This is a genomic window from Oerskovia sp. NPDC056781 (genome assembly GCF_042789955.1).
GTDB classification, from domain to species: Bacteria; Actinomycetota; Actinomycetes; order Actinomycetales; family Cellulomonadaceae; genus Oerskovia; species Oerskovia rustica.
The window spans coordinates 1-19,593 of sequence record NZ_JBHUAD010000059.1 but is presented as its reverse complement, the minus strand read 5'-3'; the positions used below and the strand labels follow the sequence as shown (position 1 = coordinate 19,593).

The window sequence follows — 19,593 nt, the reverse complement described above, 5'->3', positions numbered from 1 at the left end:
CCCCCATGGACGCCCCGGCGGGCCCGCCCGCCGGGGCGTTGGCACGCCCGGCGGCTTCCGCACGCCCGGCTTCCGCACACCTGGCGGCTTCCGTACGACGGGCCCGACGGCGGACCAGCAGGTCAGAGGCCCAGGTGCTCGAGCCAGGCGAGGGCCGAGACGGCCTGGCCCAGGGCCACCGTGGGGCGGCACGGGTCGGACACCGGGGCAGGCTTGCGCGTGACGTCCATGCTGAAGCCCGCGAACCCGCCGACGATGGACCGGAGGTCACCGGGGTGCACCTCGGCGCCGAGCGGGTGGTCGTCGAACACGGCCGTGAGCCAGGCTCCCGCTCGCTCGGCGTCGTCCCACGTCACGACGGGCGTGCCGCCGTCGTCCGGCACGGACACCTCCGGCGGGTCGAAGACCCCGTCGACGCCCTGCGCGCCGACCGTGACGAGCAGGTGCCCGAGGTCCAGCCATCCGGCCCCGCGCATCGCGTAGGGCCAGTCGAGGACGTAGACCGCGTCGTCCGTGACGGTGAGGTTCCGGGCCCGCATGTCTCCGTGGACGATCGACTCGCCCTCGCACGCGACGAGGACGCCCAGCTCGAGCTCGGCGAGCGAGGAGAGGCGGCGAGCCGCCCACGGTGCGAGAGAGGACAGGTGCTCCGGAGGATCGCGCAGGATGCGGCCCCACCCGATCGAGGCGGACGCGAGCTGTGGCCCGGCGGGCGGCAGCGACATCTGTCGGGCTCCGGGGATGCGGGCCAGGTCGTCGAGGGTGTCGAGGACCCGTGCGAGGACCGCGGGATCCCAGGGGGTCTGCGGGGGATAGCCGTCGATGGCCTCGTAGGCGAGCACGATCCAGTCGCCGTCGCCGTGGCCCCACAGGAAGCGTGGGGTCGGGACCGCTGCGGGCAGACGGGTCGCGATGCGTGCCTCGGTGCGGTGCAGGTCGGCGCACTCCCGGGCGTCTCGCGTGCGGGCCGCCTTGAGGAAGACCTGCTCACCCGTCGACAGGCGCAGCAGCGACCCCATCCCGGGCGTGAAGCCGCTCACGACGCTGATCTCCTCGACGACGTGAGCCTCCATCGTAGCCTCGATCTCGTCGCGGAGCTCGCGCGGGAGCGACGCCCACCGCAGGCGGTCGCTCGCGTGGGCGCGCGGGTCCTGCGGTGAGCGGACCACGCGGGTGGTCGCGACGTCGTCGGGCATGGGGCAGAACGCTCGCACGGGGTGAGGAGGGACGGGAGGGAGCACTGTCGGGGTGTCGCCGTTCACGAGCAGACCCCGGCCGCGCGACGCGTCGCGGCGGGCAGGTGACGAGGGTCCGAGGGGCGAACGAGCATCTGTCAAGATATCGGTTTTTCCTGTGCTGTCCAGCAATGTTCCACAGAACTCACGGCCCCCGTGCCCACTCTGGCGGCGGCGGCCCGCGAATACCTTCGTAGACTGGACGACTGTGATCGCCTCATGACCGCCACGCCCGCCGAGCCCTCGCACGGCGCCTACCTCGACCACGCAGCCACGACGCCCATGTCGCCGGCCGCGCTCGAGGCCTTCGTCGCGGAGCTCACCCAGACCGGCAACCCCTCGTCGCTGCACGCGGCGGGTCGGGCTGCGCGCCGCGTCGTCGAGGAGTCGCGCGAGGCCGTGGCGGCGGCGCTCGGCGCGCGCCCGAGCGAGGTGATCTTCACGGCGGGGGGCACCGAGTCGGACAACCTCGCGATCAAGGGACTGTTCTGGGGGCGGCGCACCACCGAGCCGCACCGCCGACGCATCCTGGTCTCGGCGGTCGAGCACCACGCGGTGCTCGACCCCGCCTTCTGGATGGCCGAGCACACGGGTGCGGAGATCGTCCTGCTGCCCGTCGACGACGCCGGCAGGCTCGACCTCGACGCGCTGCGCGCCGAGCTCGCCGCCAAGGGCGACGAGGTCGCGCTCATCTCGGTCATGTGGGCGAACAACGAGGTCGGCACGATCCAGCCGGTCCAGGAGGTCGTCCAGATCGCGCGACCGTACGGCATCCCGGTGCACTCGGACGCGGTGCAGGCCGTCGGGCAGGTGCCCGTGGACTTCGCCGCGAGCGGCCTCGACGCCCTGACGCTCACGGGCCACAAGCTCGGGGGGCCCATGGGCGTGGGCGCGCTGGTCGCGAAGCGCGGGCTGCCCCTGACCCCGGTGCTGCACGGCGGCGGGCAGGAGCGCGGCGTGCGCTCGGGCACGCTCGACACGCCTGCCATCCGTGCGTTCGCGGTCGCGGTGGCCGAGGCCGTCGCGGGCCGTGCGGAACGGGCCGAGCACCTCGCGTCGCTGCGCGACGACCTGGTCCGGGGCGTGCGGGCGGCCGTGCCCGACGCCGTGCTGCGCGGCCCCGACCCGCTGGCGGACCCGTCCCTGCGCCTCCCCGGCAACGCGCACTTCACGTTCCCCGGCTCCGAGGGCGACTCGTTGCTGTACCTGCTCGACTCCGCGGGTGTGCAGACGTCCACGGGTTCCGCGTGCCAGGCCGGCGTGCCGCAGCCCTCGCACGTCCTGCTTGCGATGGGGGTCTCGGAGGAGGACGCGCGCGGTGCCCTGCGGTTCTCGCTCGGGACCACCTCGACGCCCGACGACGTCGCCCGCCTCCTCGACGCCCTGCCGCAGGTCGTGGCCCGGGCACAGGCCGCGGGGCTCGCGTCGTCGGCCCGGCCCGGGGCGACCCCGAGGACGCGCCCGGCCGCCACGACGGGGAGGACCGTATGAGAGTCCTGGCAGCGATGTCCGGCGGGGTGGACTCCGCCGTCGCGGCGGCCCTGGCGGTCGAGGCCGGCCACGAGGTGGTCGGCGTGCACATGGCCCTGTCGCGCAACCGCGAGCAGTTCCGCGCGGGCTCGCGCGGCTGTTGCTCGATCGAGGACGCGGGCGACGCGCGTCGCGCCGCCGACGTGCTGGGCATCCCGTACTACGTGTGGGACCTCTCGGAGCGCTTCGAGGACACGGTCGTCGCGGACTTCCTGTCCGAGTACGAGGCTGGGCGCACGCCCAACCCGTGCGTGCGCTGCAACGAGCACATCAAGTTCGAGGCGCTGCTCGACAAGGCGACGGCGCTGGGCTTCGACGCGGTCGCGACGGGCCACTACGCGCAGGTCGTCACGCGCGAGGTCACCGTCCCCGGTCCGGACGGCGAGGCCGTGACGCGCACGGTCCGCGAGCTGCACCGTTCGCCCAACGACGCCAAGGACCAGTCGTACGTGCTCGCGGTCATGGGCCAGGAGCGGCTGGCCCGGTCGATCTTCCCGCTGGGCGGCTTCGCGTCCAAGGACGAGGTCCGCGCGGAGGCCGAGCGGCGTGGCCTGTCGGTCTCGAACAAGCCCGACTCCTACGACATCTGCTTCGTGTCCGACGGCGACACGCAGGGCTTCCTCAAGGCGCGCCTGGGGGCGCGCACCGGCGAGATCGTCGACACCGAGGGCGAGGTCCTGGGCGAGCACGAGGGCGCGTACGCGTTCACGGTCGGCCAGCGCAAGGGCCTGTCCCTGGGGCGCCCGGCCGCGGACGGCAAGCCGCGCTACGTGCTCGAGGTCGAGCCGGTCTCCAACCGGGTCGTCGTGGGGCCGGCCGAGCTGCTCACGGTCGACCGCATCGAGGGGGACCGCTCGGTGTGGCTCGCGGACGACGTCCTGGCAGCCGCCGGGTGGGAGCCCGCGCAGGCGGGGTCGGGGCCCGACGGCGCAGCGTCCGTCCAGGTGTCCGGCTGGTTCGACGCGTCGGTCCAGGTGCGTGCCCACGGGGCGCCGGTGCCTGCGCGGGTGCGCGCCGTCGTCGGGCAGGCGGACGACGGCGAGGCACCCGGCGCCGCGGCCGACGGCGCGCGGACGGAGGTCGAGCTCACGGGCGAGACGTTGCGCGGCGTGGCTGCCGGCCAGTCGCTCGTCGTCTACCAGGGCACGCGCGTGATCGGGCAGTCGACCGTGCAGCGCGCCTACCGGGCGCAGCGCGCGGCGGGCGCAGCCCGCTGAACGACCGGCCGTGCGCGCCTCGTCACACCGCGACCGGGACGCTCCCCACCGCGGCGCCGGGCTGCGTCGCGGCGAGCACTGCGCTCGTCGGGACCACGGGGTGCTCGCTGAGCTCGCGCACGAGCCACGCGTCGTCGCGCACCGCCCAGTGCTCGGCCTCGCGCCCGTCCACGAAGCGCAGCATGTGCATCTCGCGGACCGTGAAGTGACGGCCCGTGGGCGCCAGGCCCCGGAAGTAGCCCGTGTGCCGGGCGCTGAACGCCACGTGCAGCGCCACCAGGTCGCCCTCCGCGACCGCGTGCAGCACCTCGACGTGCTGGTCGGTGAACGCGTCCGAGAACCAGTGCATGGTCGCGACCAGACCCTCGATGCCGCCCGAGCAGCCGGGAGCCGGGTCGTGGTTGTGGAAGTCTGCGGCGACGAGCGCCGCGAGCGCCTCGGCGTGGTTCCCGGGGATGGCCTGGGTGTGCACCGCGATCGCGGTCGCCTTGTTGGTCGCGCCGGCGGTCGTCGTGGCCGCCTCGTGGTGCTGGTCGCCGGGAAGGGTGGTCCCGGTCGCCTCGTGCCTGCTGCTGCTCATGTCCGCCTCGCTCGTCCGGCGGGGTCGGTCCAGCGGCCACCGCGTCGTCACGGTCTGTGGTGCATACTCATCAGCCTTCACTCGGAGAGAGGGGCACCGCAAGAGTTCGTGCGGGTGATGCTCGGGTGAGTTCTCCGGGGAGCGTCAGGTAGTCAGGGGAGTTGGTGGACCGGCCCGGCCGTCGGAACGGTCCTGGAGAACGTCGAACAGCAAGGAGATCTGGACATGACGTCAGTCAGCGGCCACGGGCCGTGGCCCGGCGGCGAGGGCACCGACGTCCTCGAGGCGCAGCAGATGATCTTCGGAGACCTCGCCGAGGTCCCCACGGGAGTGACGCCCGTCCCGTTCCTCGTGCGCCTGCCCCAACGGGGTCCGGGCGCCGACGGCGTGGGCCGCACCGCGACCCTGCTCGCGGACCTGCCCGTCGAGATCGGGCCGCACGGGTGGAAGCTCGCGGACCGGCCGGGCATGGACGAGCGCAGGGCGCGGGCCTTCCTCCGGGACGACCTGGGGGCACTCGCGATCGCCGGGCACGGGTACGTCGGGCCGCTCGCGGTGTCGGTCGTGGGGCCGTGGACGCTCGCGGCCGAGCTGTACCTCGCGCGCGGCGACCGGGTCCTCGCCGACCAGGGCGCGAGGGCCGACCTGGCCGCGTCGCTCGCCGTCGGGGTGCGGGCGCACCTCGACGAGGTGCGTCGGCAGGTCCCGGGGGCCGAGCTCGTGGTGCAGGTCTCCGAGCCGCTGCTGGGCCAGATCAACGCGGGCGTGCTGCCCACGTTCTCCGGGTACTCGCGGCTTCGACCGGTCGAGGGGCCCGCCATCGTGGAGGGCCTCGAGGCGGTCCTGGGGGCGGTACGGGACGGGGGTGCGCGCAGCGTCGTGCACGTGGGCCCCGCGTGGGTCGGGATCGCACCCGTCGTCCTCGCCGGAGCCGACGCCGTCGGCCTGGACCTCGCGGCGCGGGCCGACGGCTGGGACGAGAAGGGCTGGGAGCTGGCCGCGCGCGCGGTGGAGCGCGGCGTCGGGGTCTGGGCCGGGCTGCCGCCCGCGAAGGTCTCGCAGTGCTCGGGGCCCAACCTCGGCGAGCTCGCGTCGCTCGTGACCGTCCCGTGGCGCCGGATCGGTCTCCCGTCCTCGGGGCTCGACGACGTCACGCTTCTCGCGGCGCCGCGTGCGGGGGGAGTGGGGCTGGGGTCGGGGCAGCGGCTCGGGAGCATCGACGAGAACCGCGCGATGCTCGGGAACCTGGGGCGGGTCGCGGAGATGCTCGCGGAGCGGGCGCAGGACTGAGCGTCGGGCTAGGGCTGGCGGCCCTGCCCGGCGAGCCCGCTCTCGTAGGCGACGATCACGGCCTGCACACGGTCGCGGACGCCGAGCTTGGCGAGCATGTTGCCGACGTGCGTCTTGACCGTGGTCGCCGAGAGGACCAGTCGCTCGGCGATCTCGGCGTTGGACAGTCCTTCGGCGACGCACCGCAGGACGTCGAGCTCGCGAGGGGTGAGCGTGCGCAGCGCCGGGTTCAGGTCGTCAGCGGTCGCCGGGGCGGCCTCGCCCGTGGGCAGGTGCGGTGCGAAGAGGTCGAGCAGGCGGCGCACGATCCTCGGGGCGACGATCGAGCTGCCCGCGGCCACGGTGCGGATCGCCGTGACGAGCTCCTCGGGCAGGGCGTTCTTGAGCAGGAAGCCGCTCGCCCCCGAGCGCAGCGCCGCGAACGCGTACTCGTCGACGTCGAAGGTGGTCAGGACGAGCACCCGTGTCGCCGGGTGCTCCGAGACGATGCGCCGGGTGGCCTCGATGCCGTCCATGCCCGGCATGCGGATGTCCATGACCACGACGTCGGGGGCCAGGGCCGCGGTCTGGGCGATCGCGACCTGGCCGTCGGAGGCCTCGCCGACGACCTCGAGGTCGGGCTCGGACTCGATCACGAGGCGGAACCCCAGGCGCAGGAGCGCCTGGTCGTCCACGAGCAGCACCGTCGTCATTGCTGGCCTCCGTCCGGTCCTTCGGTCCTGCCGCGCCTCGCGCCCTGGACCGGTGCCGGTCGTCGGTCGTCGAACGGCAGGACGACGCGCACACGCCACCCTCCACCGGGTCGGGGGCCGGCCTCGACGCGACCGTCGAGGAGCGCGGCGCGCTCGCGCATGCCGAGGATGCCCCGCCCGGAGCCGCCGCCCGTCCCCGGCCGGGTACCGCCGTCGTCGAGCACCTCGACCTCGAGTCCCGACGGGCCGCGTCGCACGGCGACCTCGGCACGTGGGGTGCCCGGAGCATGCCGGAGCACGTTGGTCAGCGCCTCCGTCACGACGCGGGCGACGGCCAGCCGCAGCGCGGTGTCCTGGGGGAGGTCGACGTCGAGGCCCCGTGCGCGGACCGGGATGCCGGCGGCCCGGAAGCGTTCGACGATCATCGTGAGGTCGGCTGCGACAGGCACCGCGGATCCGCCCGTCCCCGCGTCGGCGCTCTCGCCGGGGTCGAGCGCGCCGAGGACGCCCTGCATGTCGGACAGCGCACCCCGCCCCGTCCGGGAGAGCTCGCGCAGCGCCTCGCGCGAGCGTTCGGGGGCCCGGTCGAGAGCGGCCCCGGCTCCGTCCGACAGAGCGACCATGACCGACACGCTGTGCGCGACCACGTCGTGCATCTCGCGCGCGATCCGCGCCCGCTCGGAGACCCGCGCGAGAGCGGCGCTCTGGTCGCGCTCGCGGGCCATCGCGGCATAGCGCTCCACGAGGTCGTGCGCGTGCTGGCGCCTGGCGCGTGCCACCGCGCCGGTCGCGACGCCCAGCAGCAGGAGCCCGAGGAGGAGGAGTGCCGAGAAGGACCGGCGACCCCCGGAGAACGGCGGTGCCGGGAGTCGCCTCCCGGGCTCGTCGAGCGAGGCCAGAGCGGGATCGCTCCACAGGAGGAGCTCGGCGAGCCCGATGTCCTGCCAGTACCAGAGGGCGACCGTCACGACGAGGAAGACCGTCGCGCACGTGATCCAGGTCGTGCGCGGCGTGCGCGTGGCCGCGACCGTGCAGAGGGCGCACGCGAGGCACACGCCGACGACGCCCAGCACTCCTGCGGTGGCCAGCGACCCGACGGCGAGGGCGGTCAGCATGGTCGTGACGACCAGCGGGGCCGCCCGCCGCACCGTCAGGAGCACCGCCCCGACGACGGCCCCCACCCACCAGACCGCTGGGACCACCCGTGCCGCGGACGCGCCAGGGAAGAACATGCCCAGGCCGGTCGACCCGTAGACCGTCGAGCGGGCCAGCTCGGCCGTCACGAGGCCGAGCAGGATCACGACGAGAGCGAGGGCGAGGTCCGCGATCCACGGTCGGGCCGCGACGAGGCGCCCGAGCGGACCGGTGTGCAGGGCCTGCATCTCGGTCAGGACGGACGTGGCCAGCGGCGCGGGGGTCTGCGGGGCGGCCGCGCGCGGAGTGGGCATGGCCTCCACTGTCCCATCGATCGTCCGGCCCGAGGGGCCCGCCGCTCGGCGCGGGTCAGGAGAGGTCATGGCGACGCAGGCGATATGCGGCCGCGCCGAGCAGAGCGACGACCCACAGGAGAAGGACCAGGCCGCCACCCCACGCCCCGAGGTCCGGCCCGAGGCTTGCCGCGTCCAGCACCGTGATCTGGGCGTCGCCCTGGACCAGGCGGGCACCGGCTGCCGGCAGGAGGGCCCGCAGGGTGTCCGTGAGCCGACCCGGGTTCGCGGCGAGGAACTGGTCGAGGACGAGCAGCAGCATGATCGCCGTGACGAACGCCCCGGTGGCTCGACGCAGGAGCGCGCCGATCGCGAGCCCGAGCAGCGCGACGCCCGTCTGGTGAAGCACGTAGCCCGCCAGGAGACGGACGGTCTCGGTGTCTGCGGCATCGACGACGAGCCCGGCACCGGAGCGCTGCCCCGACGTGACGAGGAGCGAGGCGCCGACCGCTGCGGCTGCGGTCGCGGCCCCCCAACCGGCCGTGACCACGGTCTGGCCACCGAGGACCGGCAGACGTCGTGGGACGGCCGTGAACGTCGCCCGGAAGGTGCCGGTCGCATACTCGCCCGTACCGACCAGCACGCCCAGGGCGAGCGGACCGAGCTGTGCGAGCACGTGGCCCGCGACCGCGAGCGACGCCCCGCTCCCCGCACCCCCCGGTCGGACGAACAGGCCCAGACCGAAGGCGAGGGCGGCCGCCGTGACGACGGTGGCTGCCGCGAGCCAGGCGGTCGAGCGCAGGCCCGTGATCTTGGTCCACTCGGCCACGAGCGCGCGAGCGACCGTGGCGCCCCGGGCGCTCCGGGCGCTCCGGGCGCTCGTGGCGCTCCGGGGGACGGGGGCAGCGGGTCGGTCGAGAAGGTGGCTCATCGGTCGTCCTCCTCAGACCACGTCGCGGGCGCGCAGGCGGACCGCGGCGACCGCGAGGGGGACCAGGACCCAGCAGGCGAGCACGAGCGCCCCGCCCCAGGGGCCGAGGTCCGGGGCTCCCTCGATGCCGCTGCTTCCCGGTCCCCGGACGAGGACCTCGGCCGCACCGCCGGGCAGGACCGTCACCACGGTGTTCACGGCGGACTGCTGCGACGACACGCTGCCGTCCGTGGGAGCGGACATCGGGTCGGTGGCCAGCTCGGAGCCCAGCGAGAGGACGACGGGCAGGACGAGCACCAGGACGACCGTGACCGCGACGGCGGGGACCGGGCTGCGCAGCAGCGCGCCGACCGCCAGGCCGAGCAACGCCATGGCGACGAGGAACGTCGCCATGCCGGCCAGGACCTGCGGGGTCCCGGCACCGGTCAGGTCCAGCGAGATCCCGCGCGAGGACGCTGCCGGCACCAGGGCCACGACGGCGGCACCCACGGCAGCGGCTGCGACCAGGAGCCCCCACGCTCCTACCACGACCACCTGCGCGGCGAGCACGGGCAGCCGCCGGGGGACGGCCGTGAAGGTCGAGCGGAACGTGCCCGTGGTGAACTCACCCGTCCCGGCGAGTATGCCCAGGACCAGCGGACCGACCTGGGCGAGCAGGAGCCCCGCCGTGAGCGAGTCGAGCGGGACGAACCCCGGGTCGACCGACGAGGCGTTCGCGGCCAGGTACGTCAGTGCCCACGACACCACGACCGTCGCGGCCGCGATCACCGTCGTGGACCGCAGGCTCGTGAGCTTGGTCCACTCCGAGGCGACGACGCGGGGGAAGGTCGGGCCGCGACGGACCGCAGGCCCGCCCGCCCGCGCGCGGGCGCCTCCCGCGGTGGAGGCGGTGAGGGCGCTCATCGGACCGCTCCGGCGGACGTGCCGGTCGCCGTGCCGTCGGCGCTGCCGCCCCGGTACTGGACGGCGTCGGCGGTGAGGTGCAGGTAGGCGTCCTCGAGGGAGCCGCCGTCGGTCGCGAGCTCCAGGACGGTCGCGCCGCAGCGAGCAGCGGCCGCGCCGACCTCGTCGACCGACGCACCCTGGACGTTCAGCACCCCGTGCTCGTGCGGCACCACGTCGGCGCCGAGGCCTACGAGGGCCGTCGTGAGCAGGTCGGGATCGGTCGTGCGGACACGGACCGTGCTCGCGTGCTCGGAGCGCTGGACGAGCTCGGACACCGAGGCGTCGGCGAGCAGTCGGCCCTTGCCGATGATCACGACCCGGTCGGCGCACAGCGAGAGCTCGTGCATGAGGTGCGACGAGAGGAAGACCGTGCGGCCCTCGGCCGCGAGGCTCCGGACGAGCCCGCGCACCCACAGGACCCCGTCCGGGTCGAGGCCGTTGACCGGTTCGTCGAGGATCAGGGTCTCGGGGTCGCCGAGCAGGGCACCGGCGATCCCGAGGCGCTGCCCCATGCCCAGCGAGTAGGTCCCGGCCCGGCGCCCGGCGACGGACTCGAGACCGGTCGACCCGATCACCTCGTCCACGCGTGAACGGGAGATGCCGTGGGTACGGGCCTGCGCGAGGAGGTGGCGGAACGCCGTGCGCCCCGGGTGGACGGAGCGCGCGTCGAGCATGACGCCGACCGCGTGCAGCGGCGCGGGCAGGTCGGCATACCGGCGGCCGCCGACCGTCGCGGTTCCCGACGTGGGGCGTTCGAGCCCGACGATCATCCGCATCGTCGTCGACTTCCCGGCGCCGTTCGGACCGAGGAACCCGGTCACCGTCCCCGGGCGAGCCGTGAACGTCAGCCCGTCCACGGCCGTCGTGGGCCCGTAGCGCTTCGTCAGTGCCTCTACCTGGATCATGCGTCTCCTGTCGTCGTCGGGCCGCCTGGTCGGCGCGTGCTCCCCGTCCGTCGTCGACGCTACGGACGCGGCTCAGGGGGGCAGCACCTCCCGACGGCCGAGATCTGTGGCGGGCGCTCCTCCTCCTGGAGGAGGAGGCAGGTCGTCCCGGGAACGGAGCACCGCTCGGTGCAGAGCGCGGTCACGTGCCCGCGCGCCCGCGCGCCCCTCCTCGTTTTCGCCGTGGCGCCCCCTGGTGCGTAGGCTCGGAGGGAGGTGCCGAACTCGCGGCGCTCCCTCGTCCGTCCACTCTCCCGAAGGAGCGCGATGCCCGCTCTGCACGCCGTCCTCTTCGACCTCGACGGTGTCCTGACACCGACCGCCGAGGTCCACATGCGCGCCTGGGAACGCCTGTTCGCGCCGCTGTGCGCCGAGCGCGGGGTCGCGCCGTACACGTCGGCGGACTACTTCGCGCACATCGACGGCAAGCCCCGCTTCGACGGGGTCGCCACGATGCTCGCCTCGCGCGGGATCGAGCTCCCGTGGGGCACGATCGACGATGCCCCCGGGGAGGGCACGGTCTGCGCGCTGGGCAACAAGAAGAACGAGATCGTCAATGCGATGTTCGTCGAGGAGGGCATCGAGCCGTACGCGGGCTCGATCGCGTTCCTCGACGCCGTGACCGGTGCCGGGGCGCTCGTCGCGGTCGTCTCGTCGTCGCGCAACGCCCCGTCGGTCCTGGCGGCCGCGGGGATCGCGGACCGCTTCGAGGTCGTCGTGGACGGCGCCGTCGCGGCCGCGCAGGGGCTCGACGGCAAGCCCTCGCCCGCGACCTACGAGTACGCGGCCCAGCTCCTGGGCGTCCCGACGACCGCCGCGATCGTGATCGAGGACGCGATCTCGGGCGTCCAGGCGGGAGCGGCCGGCGACTTCGGGCTCGTCGTCGGGGTGGACCGCGGGGTCGGGGCGGATGCCCTGACGGAGCACGGCGCCGACGTCGTCGTGGCCGACCTGGGCGAGCTCGACGCGACGGTCCTGGACCGCCCGGCGCACGAGGGGGCCCGCTGATGGCCGGGTTCGAGCACGGCTTCGACGGGACCGTCGACCGCAGCCGCTTCCCGGCGGACCCGTGGCGGCTCACCGAGAACCGCTACTCCGCGCACGACCTCGGCGTCACCGAGACCCTCTTCTCGGTCGGCAACGGGTACCTCGGCATGCGGGGCAACGTCGAGGAGGGGCGCGAGTCCCACACGCAGGGCACGTTCATCAACGGCTTCCACGAGACGTGGCGCATCCACCACGCCGAGGAGGCGTACGGGTTCGCCGAGGTCGGGCAGACCATCGTCAACGTCCCGGACGTCAAGATCATCCGGCTCTACGTCGACGACGAGCCGCTCCTGCTGCCCGTCGCGGACCTCGTCTCCTACGAGCGGTCGCTCGACATGGCCGACGGCGTGCTGCGGCGCGAGCTGTTGTGGCGCACGCCGTCGGGCAAGCGCGTCCTGGTGAAGTCCGAGCGCATGGTCTCGTTCGTGGAGCGCCACCTGGCCGTCATCACGTTCGAGGTCACGATGCTGGACGACCCGGCCCCCATCGCGATCTCGTCCCAGATCCTCAACCGGCAGGACGGGCAGGACGAGTACCACGTCCCGTCGGCCGCGATGGGGCAGGGCTTCGACCCGCGCAAGGCCAACCAGTTCACCGAGCGCGTCCTGCAGCCGCAGGCCCAGTGGGGCGACGACCAGCGCCTCGTGCTGTCCTACCGGTGCACCAACTCGGGCATGACGATCGCGGTCGCCGCGGACGACGAGCTGGTCACGGAGAACACCCACGAGGTGCGCACCCAGGTGGACGAGGACCTGGCCAAGCACGTCTACCGGATCCAGGCCGAGCCGGGCAAGCCGGTCCGGCTCACCAAGACCGTGGCCTACCACACGTCCCGCGGGGTGCCTGCGCGCGAGCTCATCGACCGGTGCCGTCGCACGCTCGACCGCGTGCGCGAGGAGGGCGTCGCGTTCCAGCACGCCGAGCAGCGCGAGTTCCTCGACGACTTCTGGGCGCGCTCCGACGTCGAGATCCCGGGGCAGCCCGAGATCCAGCAGGCCGTGCGGTGGAACATCTACCAGCTCGCGCAGGCCACGGCCCGCGCCGAGGGCAACGGCGTCCCCGCCAAGGGCCTCACGGGCTCGGGCTACGGCGGCCACTACTTCTGGGACACCGAGATCTACGTGCTGCCGTTCCTGACGTACACGAGCCCGCGGTACGCGCGCAACGCGCTGCGCTTCCGCTACCAGATGCTCGACGCCGCCCGCCGCCGCGCCGGGCAGCTCTCGCAGGAGGGCGCGCTGTTCCCGTGGCGCACGATCAACGGCGAGGAGGCCTCGGCGTACTACGCCGCGGGCACCGCGCAGTACCACATCGACGCCGACGTGTCCTACGCCCTCATGCAGTACGTGCGGGCGACGGGTGACCAGGACTTCCTGGAGCGCGAGGGCGTCGACATCCTCGTGGAGACCGCGCGCATGTGGGCCGACCTCGGTTTCTGGCGGGCCAATGGCGACGACCACTTCCACATCCACGGCGTCACAGGACCCGACGAGTACACGACGGTCGTCAACGACAACCTCTTCACCAACGTCATGGCCCGCTTCAACCTGCGGGTGGCGGCCGAGACGCTCGACGCCATGCGCCTGGACGCGCCGCACGACTACGAGCGGCTCAGGATCCGGCTGGGGGTCTCGGCGGAGGAGACGGCCGAGTGGTCGCACGCGGCAGAGCGCATGTCGATCCCGTACGCCGAGCACCTGGGCATCCACCCGCAGGACTCGCACTTCCTGGAGCGCGAGATCTGGAACCTCGCGGCGACCCCCGCGAACAAGCGGCCCCTGCTGCTCCACTACCACCCGCTCGTCATCTACCGCTACCAGGTGCTCAAGCAGGCGGACGTCGTCCTCGCGCTGTTCCTCCAGGGGGCCGAGTTCACGCCCGAGGAGAAGCTGGCCGACTTCGAGTACTACGACCCGTTGACCACGGGCGACTCGACGCTCTCGGGCGTGGTCCAGTCGATCATCGCGGCCGAGGTCGGGTACCACGAGCTCGCGCTCGAGTACTTCACGTCGTCGCTGCTGGTCGACCTGGAGAACCGCCACGCCAACGCGTCCGACGGCGTGCACGTCGCCTCGGCCGGCGGGACGTGGTCGGCGCTGGCGTTCGGGTTCGGCGGCATGCGCGACGACTGCGGTCGCATCAGCTTCGACCCGCGCCTGCCGCAGGCGTGGGAGTCCCTGACGTTCCGCGTGTCCCTGCGCGGGGCACGGCTGAAGGTCACGGTCACGGCCGACGCGATCACGTTCGTGTGCGAGACGGGCGAGAGCGCCGAGGTGCTGGTGCGCGGCGAGGCCGTGCGCGTCGGCGCGGGCGGGCCCGTGACGGTTGCCCTCGACGGCCAGGGGCCCGTCCGCCAGGGAGTGCCGAGCCTGCGTGACCTGACCGGCAACCGTCGCGAGGACGGGACGCTCATCACCGCGACGGTTCCGCACTCGTAGCCCGCCGGTCGTTCGTTCCAGACGCCGAGAGGGCGGGTTCCCCGGGGGACCCGCCCTCCGTGCGTCCGGGGAGCCCGGCGTCAGGCGAGCTGTTCCCGCAGGAAGCGGTAGTGGATCGCGGCCATGTGCGCGGCCTGGGCGTTGTTCGCGGCGCCGCCGTGCCCACCCTCGACGTTCTCGTAGTACGTCACGTCCTTGCCGGCCGCGAGCATCTTCGCGGCGAGCTTGCGGGCGTGCCCGGGGTGGACCCGGTCGTCCTTGGTCGATGTCGTGAAGAGCACGGGCGGGTACTCGCGCTCGGCGTCGAACAGGTGGTAGGGCGAGAACGTCCTGATAAACTCCCACTGCTCGGGGTCGTCCGGGTCGCCGTACTCGGCGGCCCACGACGCCCCGGCGAGCAGGTGCGTGTAGCGCAGCATGTCGAGGAGCGGGACGCCCACGATCACGGCGCCGAAGAGGTCGGGGTACTGCGTGAGCATGTTGCCCGCGAGGAGGCCGCCGTTGCTGCGGCCCTCCATGCCGAGGTGCTCGGGGGTCGTGATGCCGCGGGCGACGAGATCGCGCGCGACGGCCGCGAAGTCCTCGTAGGCCTTGTGGCGCTTGGACTTGAGGGCGGCCTGGTGCCAGGACGGGCCGTACTCGCCGCCGCCGCGGATGTTCGCGACGACGTACACGCCGCCGTCGGCGAGCCATGCTCGTCCGAGTCCTCCGGAGTAGCCGGGGGTCAGCGAGACCTCGAAGCCGCCGTAGCCGTAGAGGAGCGTGGGAGCGGCGCCCACGGGCGCGTCGTCCGCCTCGACGTCCGCCCCGGCACCGGACTCCGGGCGGACGAGCTCCTCACGCCCGACGACGAAGTACGGGACTCGCGTGCCGTCGTCGGACACGGCGAAGTGCTGGTCGATGACCAGGCCCGAGGCGTCGAAGAAGGCGGGGCTCGACTTGAGCACCTCGGGGTCGGTGCCCGCGCCCACCGACAGGAGCGAGAGCGTCGAGGGCGTGAGGTAGTCGGTCACCACGAGCCAGACGTCGTCGCTCTCCTCGGAGTCCACGGCGCCCACGACGACCGTGCCGATGGTCGGCAGGCCGGGCAGCTCGCTGCGGGACCATCCACGGCCCTGTGCGTCGGCGTCCGTTCCCGTGTCCGAGGAGGGCGGCGTCAGCACGTGGAGGCGGTTCTTGACGTCCTCCAGGACGTTGACCACGAGGTGGTGCGCGGTCCACGTGGCCCCGGCGAGCGACGACGTGGGCGTGGGCTCGAACAGGACGGTGAAGCCGCGCGCCCCGGCGAGGAAGTCCTCGAAGCGGGTCGCGAGCAACGACCCCGCGAGGTAGGTGGTGCCGCCGACGGTCCAGTCGTCGCGCAGCTCGACGAGCATCCACTCGCGCTTGACGCCGACCTCGGCCGAGCGCGGGACGTCGATCTTGACGAGGCGCTCCTCGGGCGTGCCGGCGTCCTGGACGAGGTACGTCTCGCTGTCGTAGAACGCGATCGAGCGGCCGACGAAGTCGCGCTCGAAGCCGGGGGAGTGCGTGCGCCAGCCGAAGATGTACATGTCCTCGGGCTCGCCCTCGTACACGACCGAGGCCTCGGTGACCGGGGTGCCGCGGCGCCAGCGCTTGACGATCCGGGGGTATCCCGAGGGGGTCATCGAGCCCGGTCCGAAGTCCGTGAAGACGTACACCGTGTCGGTGTCGATCCACCCGAGCCCACCCTTGGACTCCTCGCGGTAGAACCCGCCGTCCTCGGGGGCGACGAACTGCTTCGTGACGAGGTCGAACTCGCGGGTCACGTCGGCGTCGGAGCCGCCGGGGGACAGATCGACCAGTGCGTGGCGCCACTCGCCGCCCGGGGCGGGGCGCAGGACGCTCGCACCGTGCCAGACCCAGCTCTGCCCCTCGGCCTCGCCCAGCGCGTCGAGGTCGAGCACGAGCTCCCACTCGGGGTGGTCGGTGCGGTACGAGTCGAGCGTCGTGCGGCGCCAGACGCCCCGCTCGTGCTGCGCGTCGCGCCAGAAGTTGTAGTAGTGCTCGCCGATCTTCGAGACGTCGGGGATCTTGTCGTCGGAGTCGAGGACCTCGCGGACGGCCTGCTCGGTCCGGGCGAACTCGCTCGTGGCCTCGATCGTCGCGGCGGTCTCGGCGTTGCGGCCCTGGACCCAGGTGAGCGCCTCGCGCCCCTCGACCTCTTCGAGCCACAGGTACGGGTCGTGCGGCGTGGTCGGCTGTCCGGTGGGCGCGTCGGTCACGACGTTCTCAGCACTCATGCGAACACACTAGGCGACCGATCCGTGGGACCGGGCATGCATAGATCTTCGGGGGGAGCGGCTCGCGCGAGGAGCGTTCCATGGTCCACACGGACAGCACTTGCATCTATCCGTACCTTGTGAAAGTATTCACAAGCAAGGGAAAGACACCACGCAGACCCGGCCGCTCGGGTCACTGGAGGAGCAACGTGAGCAGCACGAGCAAGGCCCCCGTCAAGGCCCCCGCCGGAGTCACCGAGATCGACGCCCTCGTCGACCGTGGTCTCAAGGCGCTCAAGCAGTACGACGCCTTCACCCAGGAGGACATCGACCGCATCGTGAAGAAGGCGTCCGTCGCGGCGCTCCACGAGCACGGCCGCCTCGCGCAGCTCGCGGTCTCCGAGACCGGACGCGGCGTCTTCGAGGACAAGGCCACCAAGAACATCTTCGCGTGCGAGCACGTGCCCAACTCGATGGCCAACCTCAAGACGGTCGGCGTCATCGGTCGCGACGAGCTCACGGGCATCGTCGAGATCGCCGAGCCGGTCGGCGTGGTCGCGGGCATCACCCCGGTCACCAACCCGACCTCGACCGCGATCTTCAAGTCGCTCATCGCGCTCAAGACGCGCAACCCCATCATCTTCGCGTTCCACCCCAGCGCCCAGAAGTGCTCGGTCGCCGCAGCCCGCGTCGTGCGGGACGCCGCCGTGGCCGAGGGCGCCCCCGAGGACTGCATCCAGTGGGTCGAGCAGCCCTCGCTCGAGGCCACGTCGGCACTCATGAACAACGACGGCGTCTCGCTGATCCTCGCCACGGGCGGCAACGCCATGGTCCGCGCCGCCTACTCGGCCGGCAAGCCGGCCCTCGGCGTCGGTGCGGGCAACGTCCCCGCCTACATCGAGAAGACCGCCAAGCTCGGCCGCGCCGTCAACGACGTGGTCCTGTCCAAGGGCTTCGACAACGGCATGGTGTGCGCCTCGGAGCAGGCCGTCATCCTCGACACCGAGATCTACGACGCGGCCCTCGCCGAGTTCGCCCACATGCACGCTTACCTCGCGAACCCCGAGGAGAAGGCGATGCTCGAGCGCTTCATCTTCGGGGTCGAGGCCGGCGGCGCGAACTGCGCCGGTGCCAAGCTCAACGCCACGATCGTCGGCAAGAGCCCCCAGTGGATCGCGGAGCAGGCAGGCTTCTCGGTCCCCGACGGCACCTCGATCATCCTCGCGGAGTGCAGCCAGGTCGGCCCTGCCGAGCCCTTGACGCGCGAGAAGCTCAGCCCCGTGCTCGCGGTGCTTCGCGCCGAGTCGACCGACCACGGCATCTCGCTCGCCGAGCAGATGGTGGAGTTCGACGGCCTGGGCCACTCGGGCGCGATCCACACCGAGGACAAGGACATCGCGGAGGAGTTCGGCCAGCGTGTCAAGGCCGTCCGCATCCTGTGGAACCAGCCGTCGGCTCTCGGCGGCATCGGTGACATCTACAACGCGCTGATCCCGTCGCTGACGCTCGGTTGCGGCTCCTACGGCCACAACTCGGTGTCGAACAACGTGTCGGCCGTCAACCTCGTCAACGTCAAGCGGATCGGACGTCGTAACAACAACATGCAGTGGTTCAAGATCCCGCCGAAGACGTACTTCGAGCCGAACTCGATCCAGTACCTGGCCCAGATGCCCGACGTCGAGCGCGTCACCATCGTCACGGACAAGGTCATGAGCCAGATCGGGATCGTCGACAAGGTCCTCGACGTCCTGGGTCGTCGCCCGAACAAGGTCTCGATCCAGATCATGGACCAGGTCGAGCCCGAGCCGAGCGTCGAGACGGTCGAGAAGGGCGCGGAGATGATGCGCGACTTCAAGCCCGACACGATCGTCGCGATCGGCGGCGGGTCGCCCATGGACGCCGCAAAGGTCATGTGGCTCAAGTACGAGCACCCGGAGATGGCGTTCTCGGACCTGCGCGAGAAGTTCTTCGACGTCCGCAAGCGCGCGTTCAAGTTCCCGACCCTGGGTGACCTGGCCAAGCTCGTCTGCATCCCGACGTCGTCGGGCACGGGCTCGGAGGTCACGCCGTTCGCGGTCATCACGGACCACGCCACCGGGTACAAGTACCCCCTCGCCGACTACGCACTGACCCCGTCGGTGGCGATCATCGACCCGGTCCTGACCGCGACGATGCCCGCGAAGCTCGCGGCGGACTCGGGCTTCGACGCCCTGACCCACGCGACCGAGGCCTACGTGTCGGTCTACGCGAACGACTTCACGGACGGCCTGGCGCTGCACGCGATCAAGCTGGTCTTCGAGCACATCGAGGCCTCCGTCACGCAGGGCGCGGCCGCCCCCGAGGCCCGCGAGAAGATGCACAACGCGGCCACGATCGCCGGCATGGCGTTCGGCAGCGCGTTCCTCGGGATCGTCCACGCGATGGCCCACACGGTCGGCTCGACGTTCGGTCTGGTCCACGGCCGCACGAACGCGATCTTCCTGCCGCACGCGATCCGTTACAACGGGCAGATCCCGACCAAGGTCACGGGCTGGCCCAAGGCGGAGAAGTACATCGCGCACGAGCGCTACCAGCAGATCGCCAAGCACCTGGGTCTCCCGGCCTCGACGCCCGAGCAGGCTGTCGAGTCCTACGCCCGGGCCGTCGAGGAGCTGCGCGCCAAGGTCGGGATCGAGCGCTCGTTCAAGGAGCAGGGTGTCTCGGAGCGCGAGTTCATCGGAGGCCTCGACGCCCTGTCGATGCGCGCCTACGAGGACCAGTGCGCCCCCGCGAACCCGCGGCTGCCGATGCTCGAGGACATGAAGGACATCATGGTCGCGGCGTACTACGGCACGAGCCGCGAGGAGGTCCGCGCCGAGCGCAAGGCCACCGAGGAGGCAGCCCGCAAGACCGCCGAGAAGAAGGCCGCGGCCCCCGCCGCGGACGAGCCCTCGAAGTGATCTGGGCACCGGCGTCCGGGGAGCAGCCCGGACGCCGGTAGCCCGCACGACGACCCGAGCGGTACGGGTCACGGTCGGGTGGCGCGTCCTGCCGGGTGGCGCCGCTCGCCCGCGCCCACCGACCCACCTCGGGGA

At 72.7% G+C, this 19,593-nt stretch carries 14 protein-coding genes; 6 read left to right on the top strand and 8 right to left on the bottom strand.

The genetic code is table 11. From position 1 onward, the window contains the following. Positions 1–122: 122 nt before the first annotated feature. Entirely contained in the window at positions 123–1,196 is a 1,074-nt protein-coding gene (locus ACFRCR_RS07600) for a phosphotransferase family protein (protein WP_377676469.1), read from the bottom strand. A gap of 258 nt (positions 1,197–1,454) precedes the next feature. Between ACFRCR_RS07600 and ACFRCR_RS07595 the strand changes: the two genes are divergently transcribed. Both ACFRCR_RS07595 and mnmA read left to right on the top strand, forming a co-directional pair. Next, positions 1,455–2,726 carry a cysteine desulfurase family protein gene (locus tag ACFRCR_RS07595; RefSeq protein WP_377676467.1) on the top strand — a complete coding sequence of 424 codons (1,272 nt, stop codon included), beginning with the start codon at positions 1,455–1,457 and terminating at the stop codon, positions 2,724–2,726. Next, positions 2,723–3,982 (top strand): tRNA 2-thiouridine(34) synthase MnmA, encoded by a 1,260-nt coding sequence (gene mnmA, locus ACFRCR_RS07590; protein WP_377676466.1) that lies wholly within the window; start codon positions 2,723–2,725, stop codon positions 3,980–3,982. Before ACFRCR_RS07595 ends, mnmA begins: the two co-directional genes overlap by 4 nt. A gap of 22 nt (positions 3,983–4,004) precedes the next feature. Here mnmA and ACFRCR_RS07585 read toward each other — a convergent pair whose 3' ends face one another. Continuing rightward, complete coding sequence (locus ACFRCR_RS07585; RefSeq protein WP_377676464.1) at positions 4,005–4,562, bottom strand: ester cyclase; 558 nt, start codon at positions 4,560–4,562, stop codon at positions 4,005–4,007. 225 nt (positions 4,563–4,787) lie between these two features. Here ACFRCR_RS07585 and ACFRCR_RS07580 point away from each other — a divergent pair, with 225 nt between their 5' ends. Continuing rightward, the gene (locus tag ACFRCR_RS07580) at positions 4,788–5,852 is read left to right on the top strand and encodes a hypothetical protein (protein WP_377676462.1); all 1,065 of its coding nucleotides are present in this window, start codon (positions 4,788–4,790) and stop codon (positions 5,850–5,852) included. An 8-nt stretch (positions 5,853–5,860) separates the two neighbouring features. Here the strand turns inward: ACFRCR_RS07580 and ACFRCR_RS07575 are convergent, their stop codons facing one another. Genes ACFRCR_RS07575 through ACFRCR_RS07555 form a run of 5 tightly spaced genes read right to left on the bottom strand, consistent with a single transcriptional unit; the run spans position 5,861 to position 10,752 of the window. Beyond that, on the bottom strand, positions 5,861–6,544 hold the full coding sequence (locus ACFRCR_RS07575; protein ID WP_377676461.1) for a response regulator: 684 nt from the start codon (positions 6,542–6,544) through the stop codon (positions 5,861–5,863). Beyond that, entirely contained in the window at positions 6,541–7,992 is a 1,452-nt protein-coding gene (locus tag ACFRCR_RS07570) for a sensor histidine kinase (RefSeq protein ID WP_377676459.1), read from the bottom strand. The genes ACFRCR_RS07575 and ACFRCR_RS07570 overlap by 4 nt, the downstream gene beginning before the upstream one ends. Positions 7,993–8,047: 55 nt before the next feature. Then, positions 8,048–8,902, bottom strand: a complete 855-nt coding sequence (locus ACFRCR_RS07565; protein ID WP_377676457.1) for a hypothetical protein — start codon at positions 8,900–8,902, stop codon at positions 8,048–8,050. A gap of 12 nt (positions 8,903–8,914) precedes the next feature. Beyond that, positions 8,915–9,805 (bottom strand): ABC transporter permease subunit, encoded by an 891-nt coding sequence (locus tag ACFRCR_RS07560; RefSeq protein ID WP_377676455.1) that lies wholly within the window; start codon positions 9,803–9,805, stop codon positions 8,915–8,917. Next, positions 9,802–10,752 carry an ABC transporter ATP-binding protein gene (locus tag ACFRCR_RS07555; protein ID WP_377676454.1) on the bottom strand — a complete coding sequence of 317 codons (951 nt, stop codon included), beginning with the start codon at positions 10,750–10,752 and terminating at the stop codon, positions 9,802–9,804. Before ACFRCR_RS07555 ends, ACFRCR_RS07560 begins: the two co-directional genes overlap by 4 nt. Positions 10,753–11,058: 306 nt before the next feature. Here ACFRCR_RS07555 and ACFRCR_RS07550 point away from each other — a divergent pair, with 306 nt between their 5' ends. Further along, positions 11,059–11,799: an HAD family hydrolase gene (locus ACFRCR_RS07550; protein WP_377676452.1), complete on the top strand. Its 741-nt coding sequence runs from the start codon at positions 11,059–11,061 to the stop codon at positions 11,797–11,799. Continuing rightward, entirely contained in the window at positions 11,799–14,276 is a 2,478-nt protein-coding gene (locus ACFRCR_RS07545) for a glycoside hydrolase family 65 protein (protein ID WP_377676450.1), read from the top strand. The genes ACFRCR_RS07550 and ACFRCR_RS07545 overlap by 1 nt, the downstream gene beginning before the upstream one ends. Before the next feature lie 80 nt (positions 14,277–14,356). On the opposite strand, the gene ACFRCR_RS07540 is transcribed toward ACFRCR_RS07545, so the two are convergent. Next, positions 14,357–16,540 carry a prolyl oligopeptidase family protein gene (locus tag ACFRCR_RS07540; RefSeq protein WP_377676448.1) on the bottom strand — a complete coding sequence of 728 codons (2,184 nt, stop codon included), beginning with the start codon at positions 16,538–16,540 and terminating at the stop codon, positions 14,357–14,359. Between the two features lie 188 nt (positions 16,541–16,728). Here ACFRCR_RS07540 and adhE point away from each other — a divergent pair, with 188 nt between their 5' ends. After that, positions 16,729–19,458: a bifunctional acetaldehyde-CoA/alcohol dehydrogenase gene (gene adhE, locus ACFRCR_RS07535; protein ID WP_377676446.1), complete on the top strand. Its 2,730-nt coding sequence runs from the start codon at positions 16,729–16,731 to the stop codon at positions 19,456–19,458. The last annotated feature ends 135 nt before the right edge of the window (positions 19,459–19,593 follow it).

Excerpts from the sequence above, each read along its gene's own strand:
- ACFRCR_RS07600 (WP_377676469.1), bottom strand. The coding sequence starts at position 1,196 with ATGCCCGACGACGTCGCGACCACCCGCGTGGTCCGCTCACCGCAGGAC.
- ACFRCR_RS07595 (WP_377676467.1), top strand. The coding sequence starts at position 1,455 with ATGACCGCCACGCCCGCCGAGCCCTCGCACGGCGCCTACCTCGACCAC.
- mnmA (WP_377676466.1), top strand. The coding sequence starts at position 2,723 with ATGAGAGTCCTGGCAGCGATGTCCGGCGGGGTGGACTCCGCCGTCGCG.
- ACFRCR_RS07585 (WP_377676464.1), bottom strand. The coding sequence starts at position 4,562 with ATGAGCAGCAGCAGGCACGAGGCGACCGGGACCACCCTTCCCGGCGAC.
- ACFRCR_RS07580 (WP_377676462.1), top strand. The coding sequence starts at position 4,788 with ATGACGTCAGTCAGCGGCCACGGGCCGTGGCCCGGCGGCGAGGGCACC.
- ACFRCR_RS07575 (WP_377676461.1), bottom strand. The coding sequence starts at position 6,544 with ATGACGACGGTGCTGCTCGTGGACGACCAGGCGCTCCTGCGCCTGGGG.
- ACFRCR_RS07570 (WP_377676459.1), bottom strand. The coding sequence starts at position 7,992 with ATGCCCACTCCGCGCGCGGCCGCCCCGCAGACCCCCGCGCCGCTGGCC.
- ACFRCR_RS07565 (WP_377676457.1), bottom strand. The coding sequence starts at position 8,902 with ATGAGCCACCTTCTCGACCGACCCGCTGCCCCCGTCCCCCGGAGCGCC.
- ACFRCR_RS07560 (WP_377676455.1), bottom strand. The coding sequence starts at position 9,805 with ATGAGCGCCCTCACCGCCTCCACCGCGGGAGGCGCCCGCGCGCGGGCG.
- ACFRCR_RS07555 (WP_377676454.1), bottom strand. The coding sequence starts at position 10,752 with ATGATCCAGGTAGAGGCACTGACGAAGCGCTACGGGCCCACGACGGCC.
- ACFRCR_RS07550 (WP_377676452.1), top strand. The coding sequence starts at position 11,059 with ATGCCCGCTCTGCACGCCGTCCTCTTCGACCTCGACGGTGTCCTGACA.
- ACFRCR_RS07545 (WP_377676450.1), top strand. The coding sequence starts at position 11,799 with ATGGCCGGGTTCGAGCACGGCTTCGACGGGACCGTCGACCGCAGCCGC.
- ACFRCR_RS07540 (WP_377676448.1), bottom strand. The coding sequence starts at position 16,540 with ATGAGTGCTGAGAACGTCGTGACCGACGCGCCCACCGGACAGCCGACC.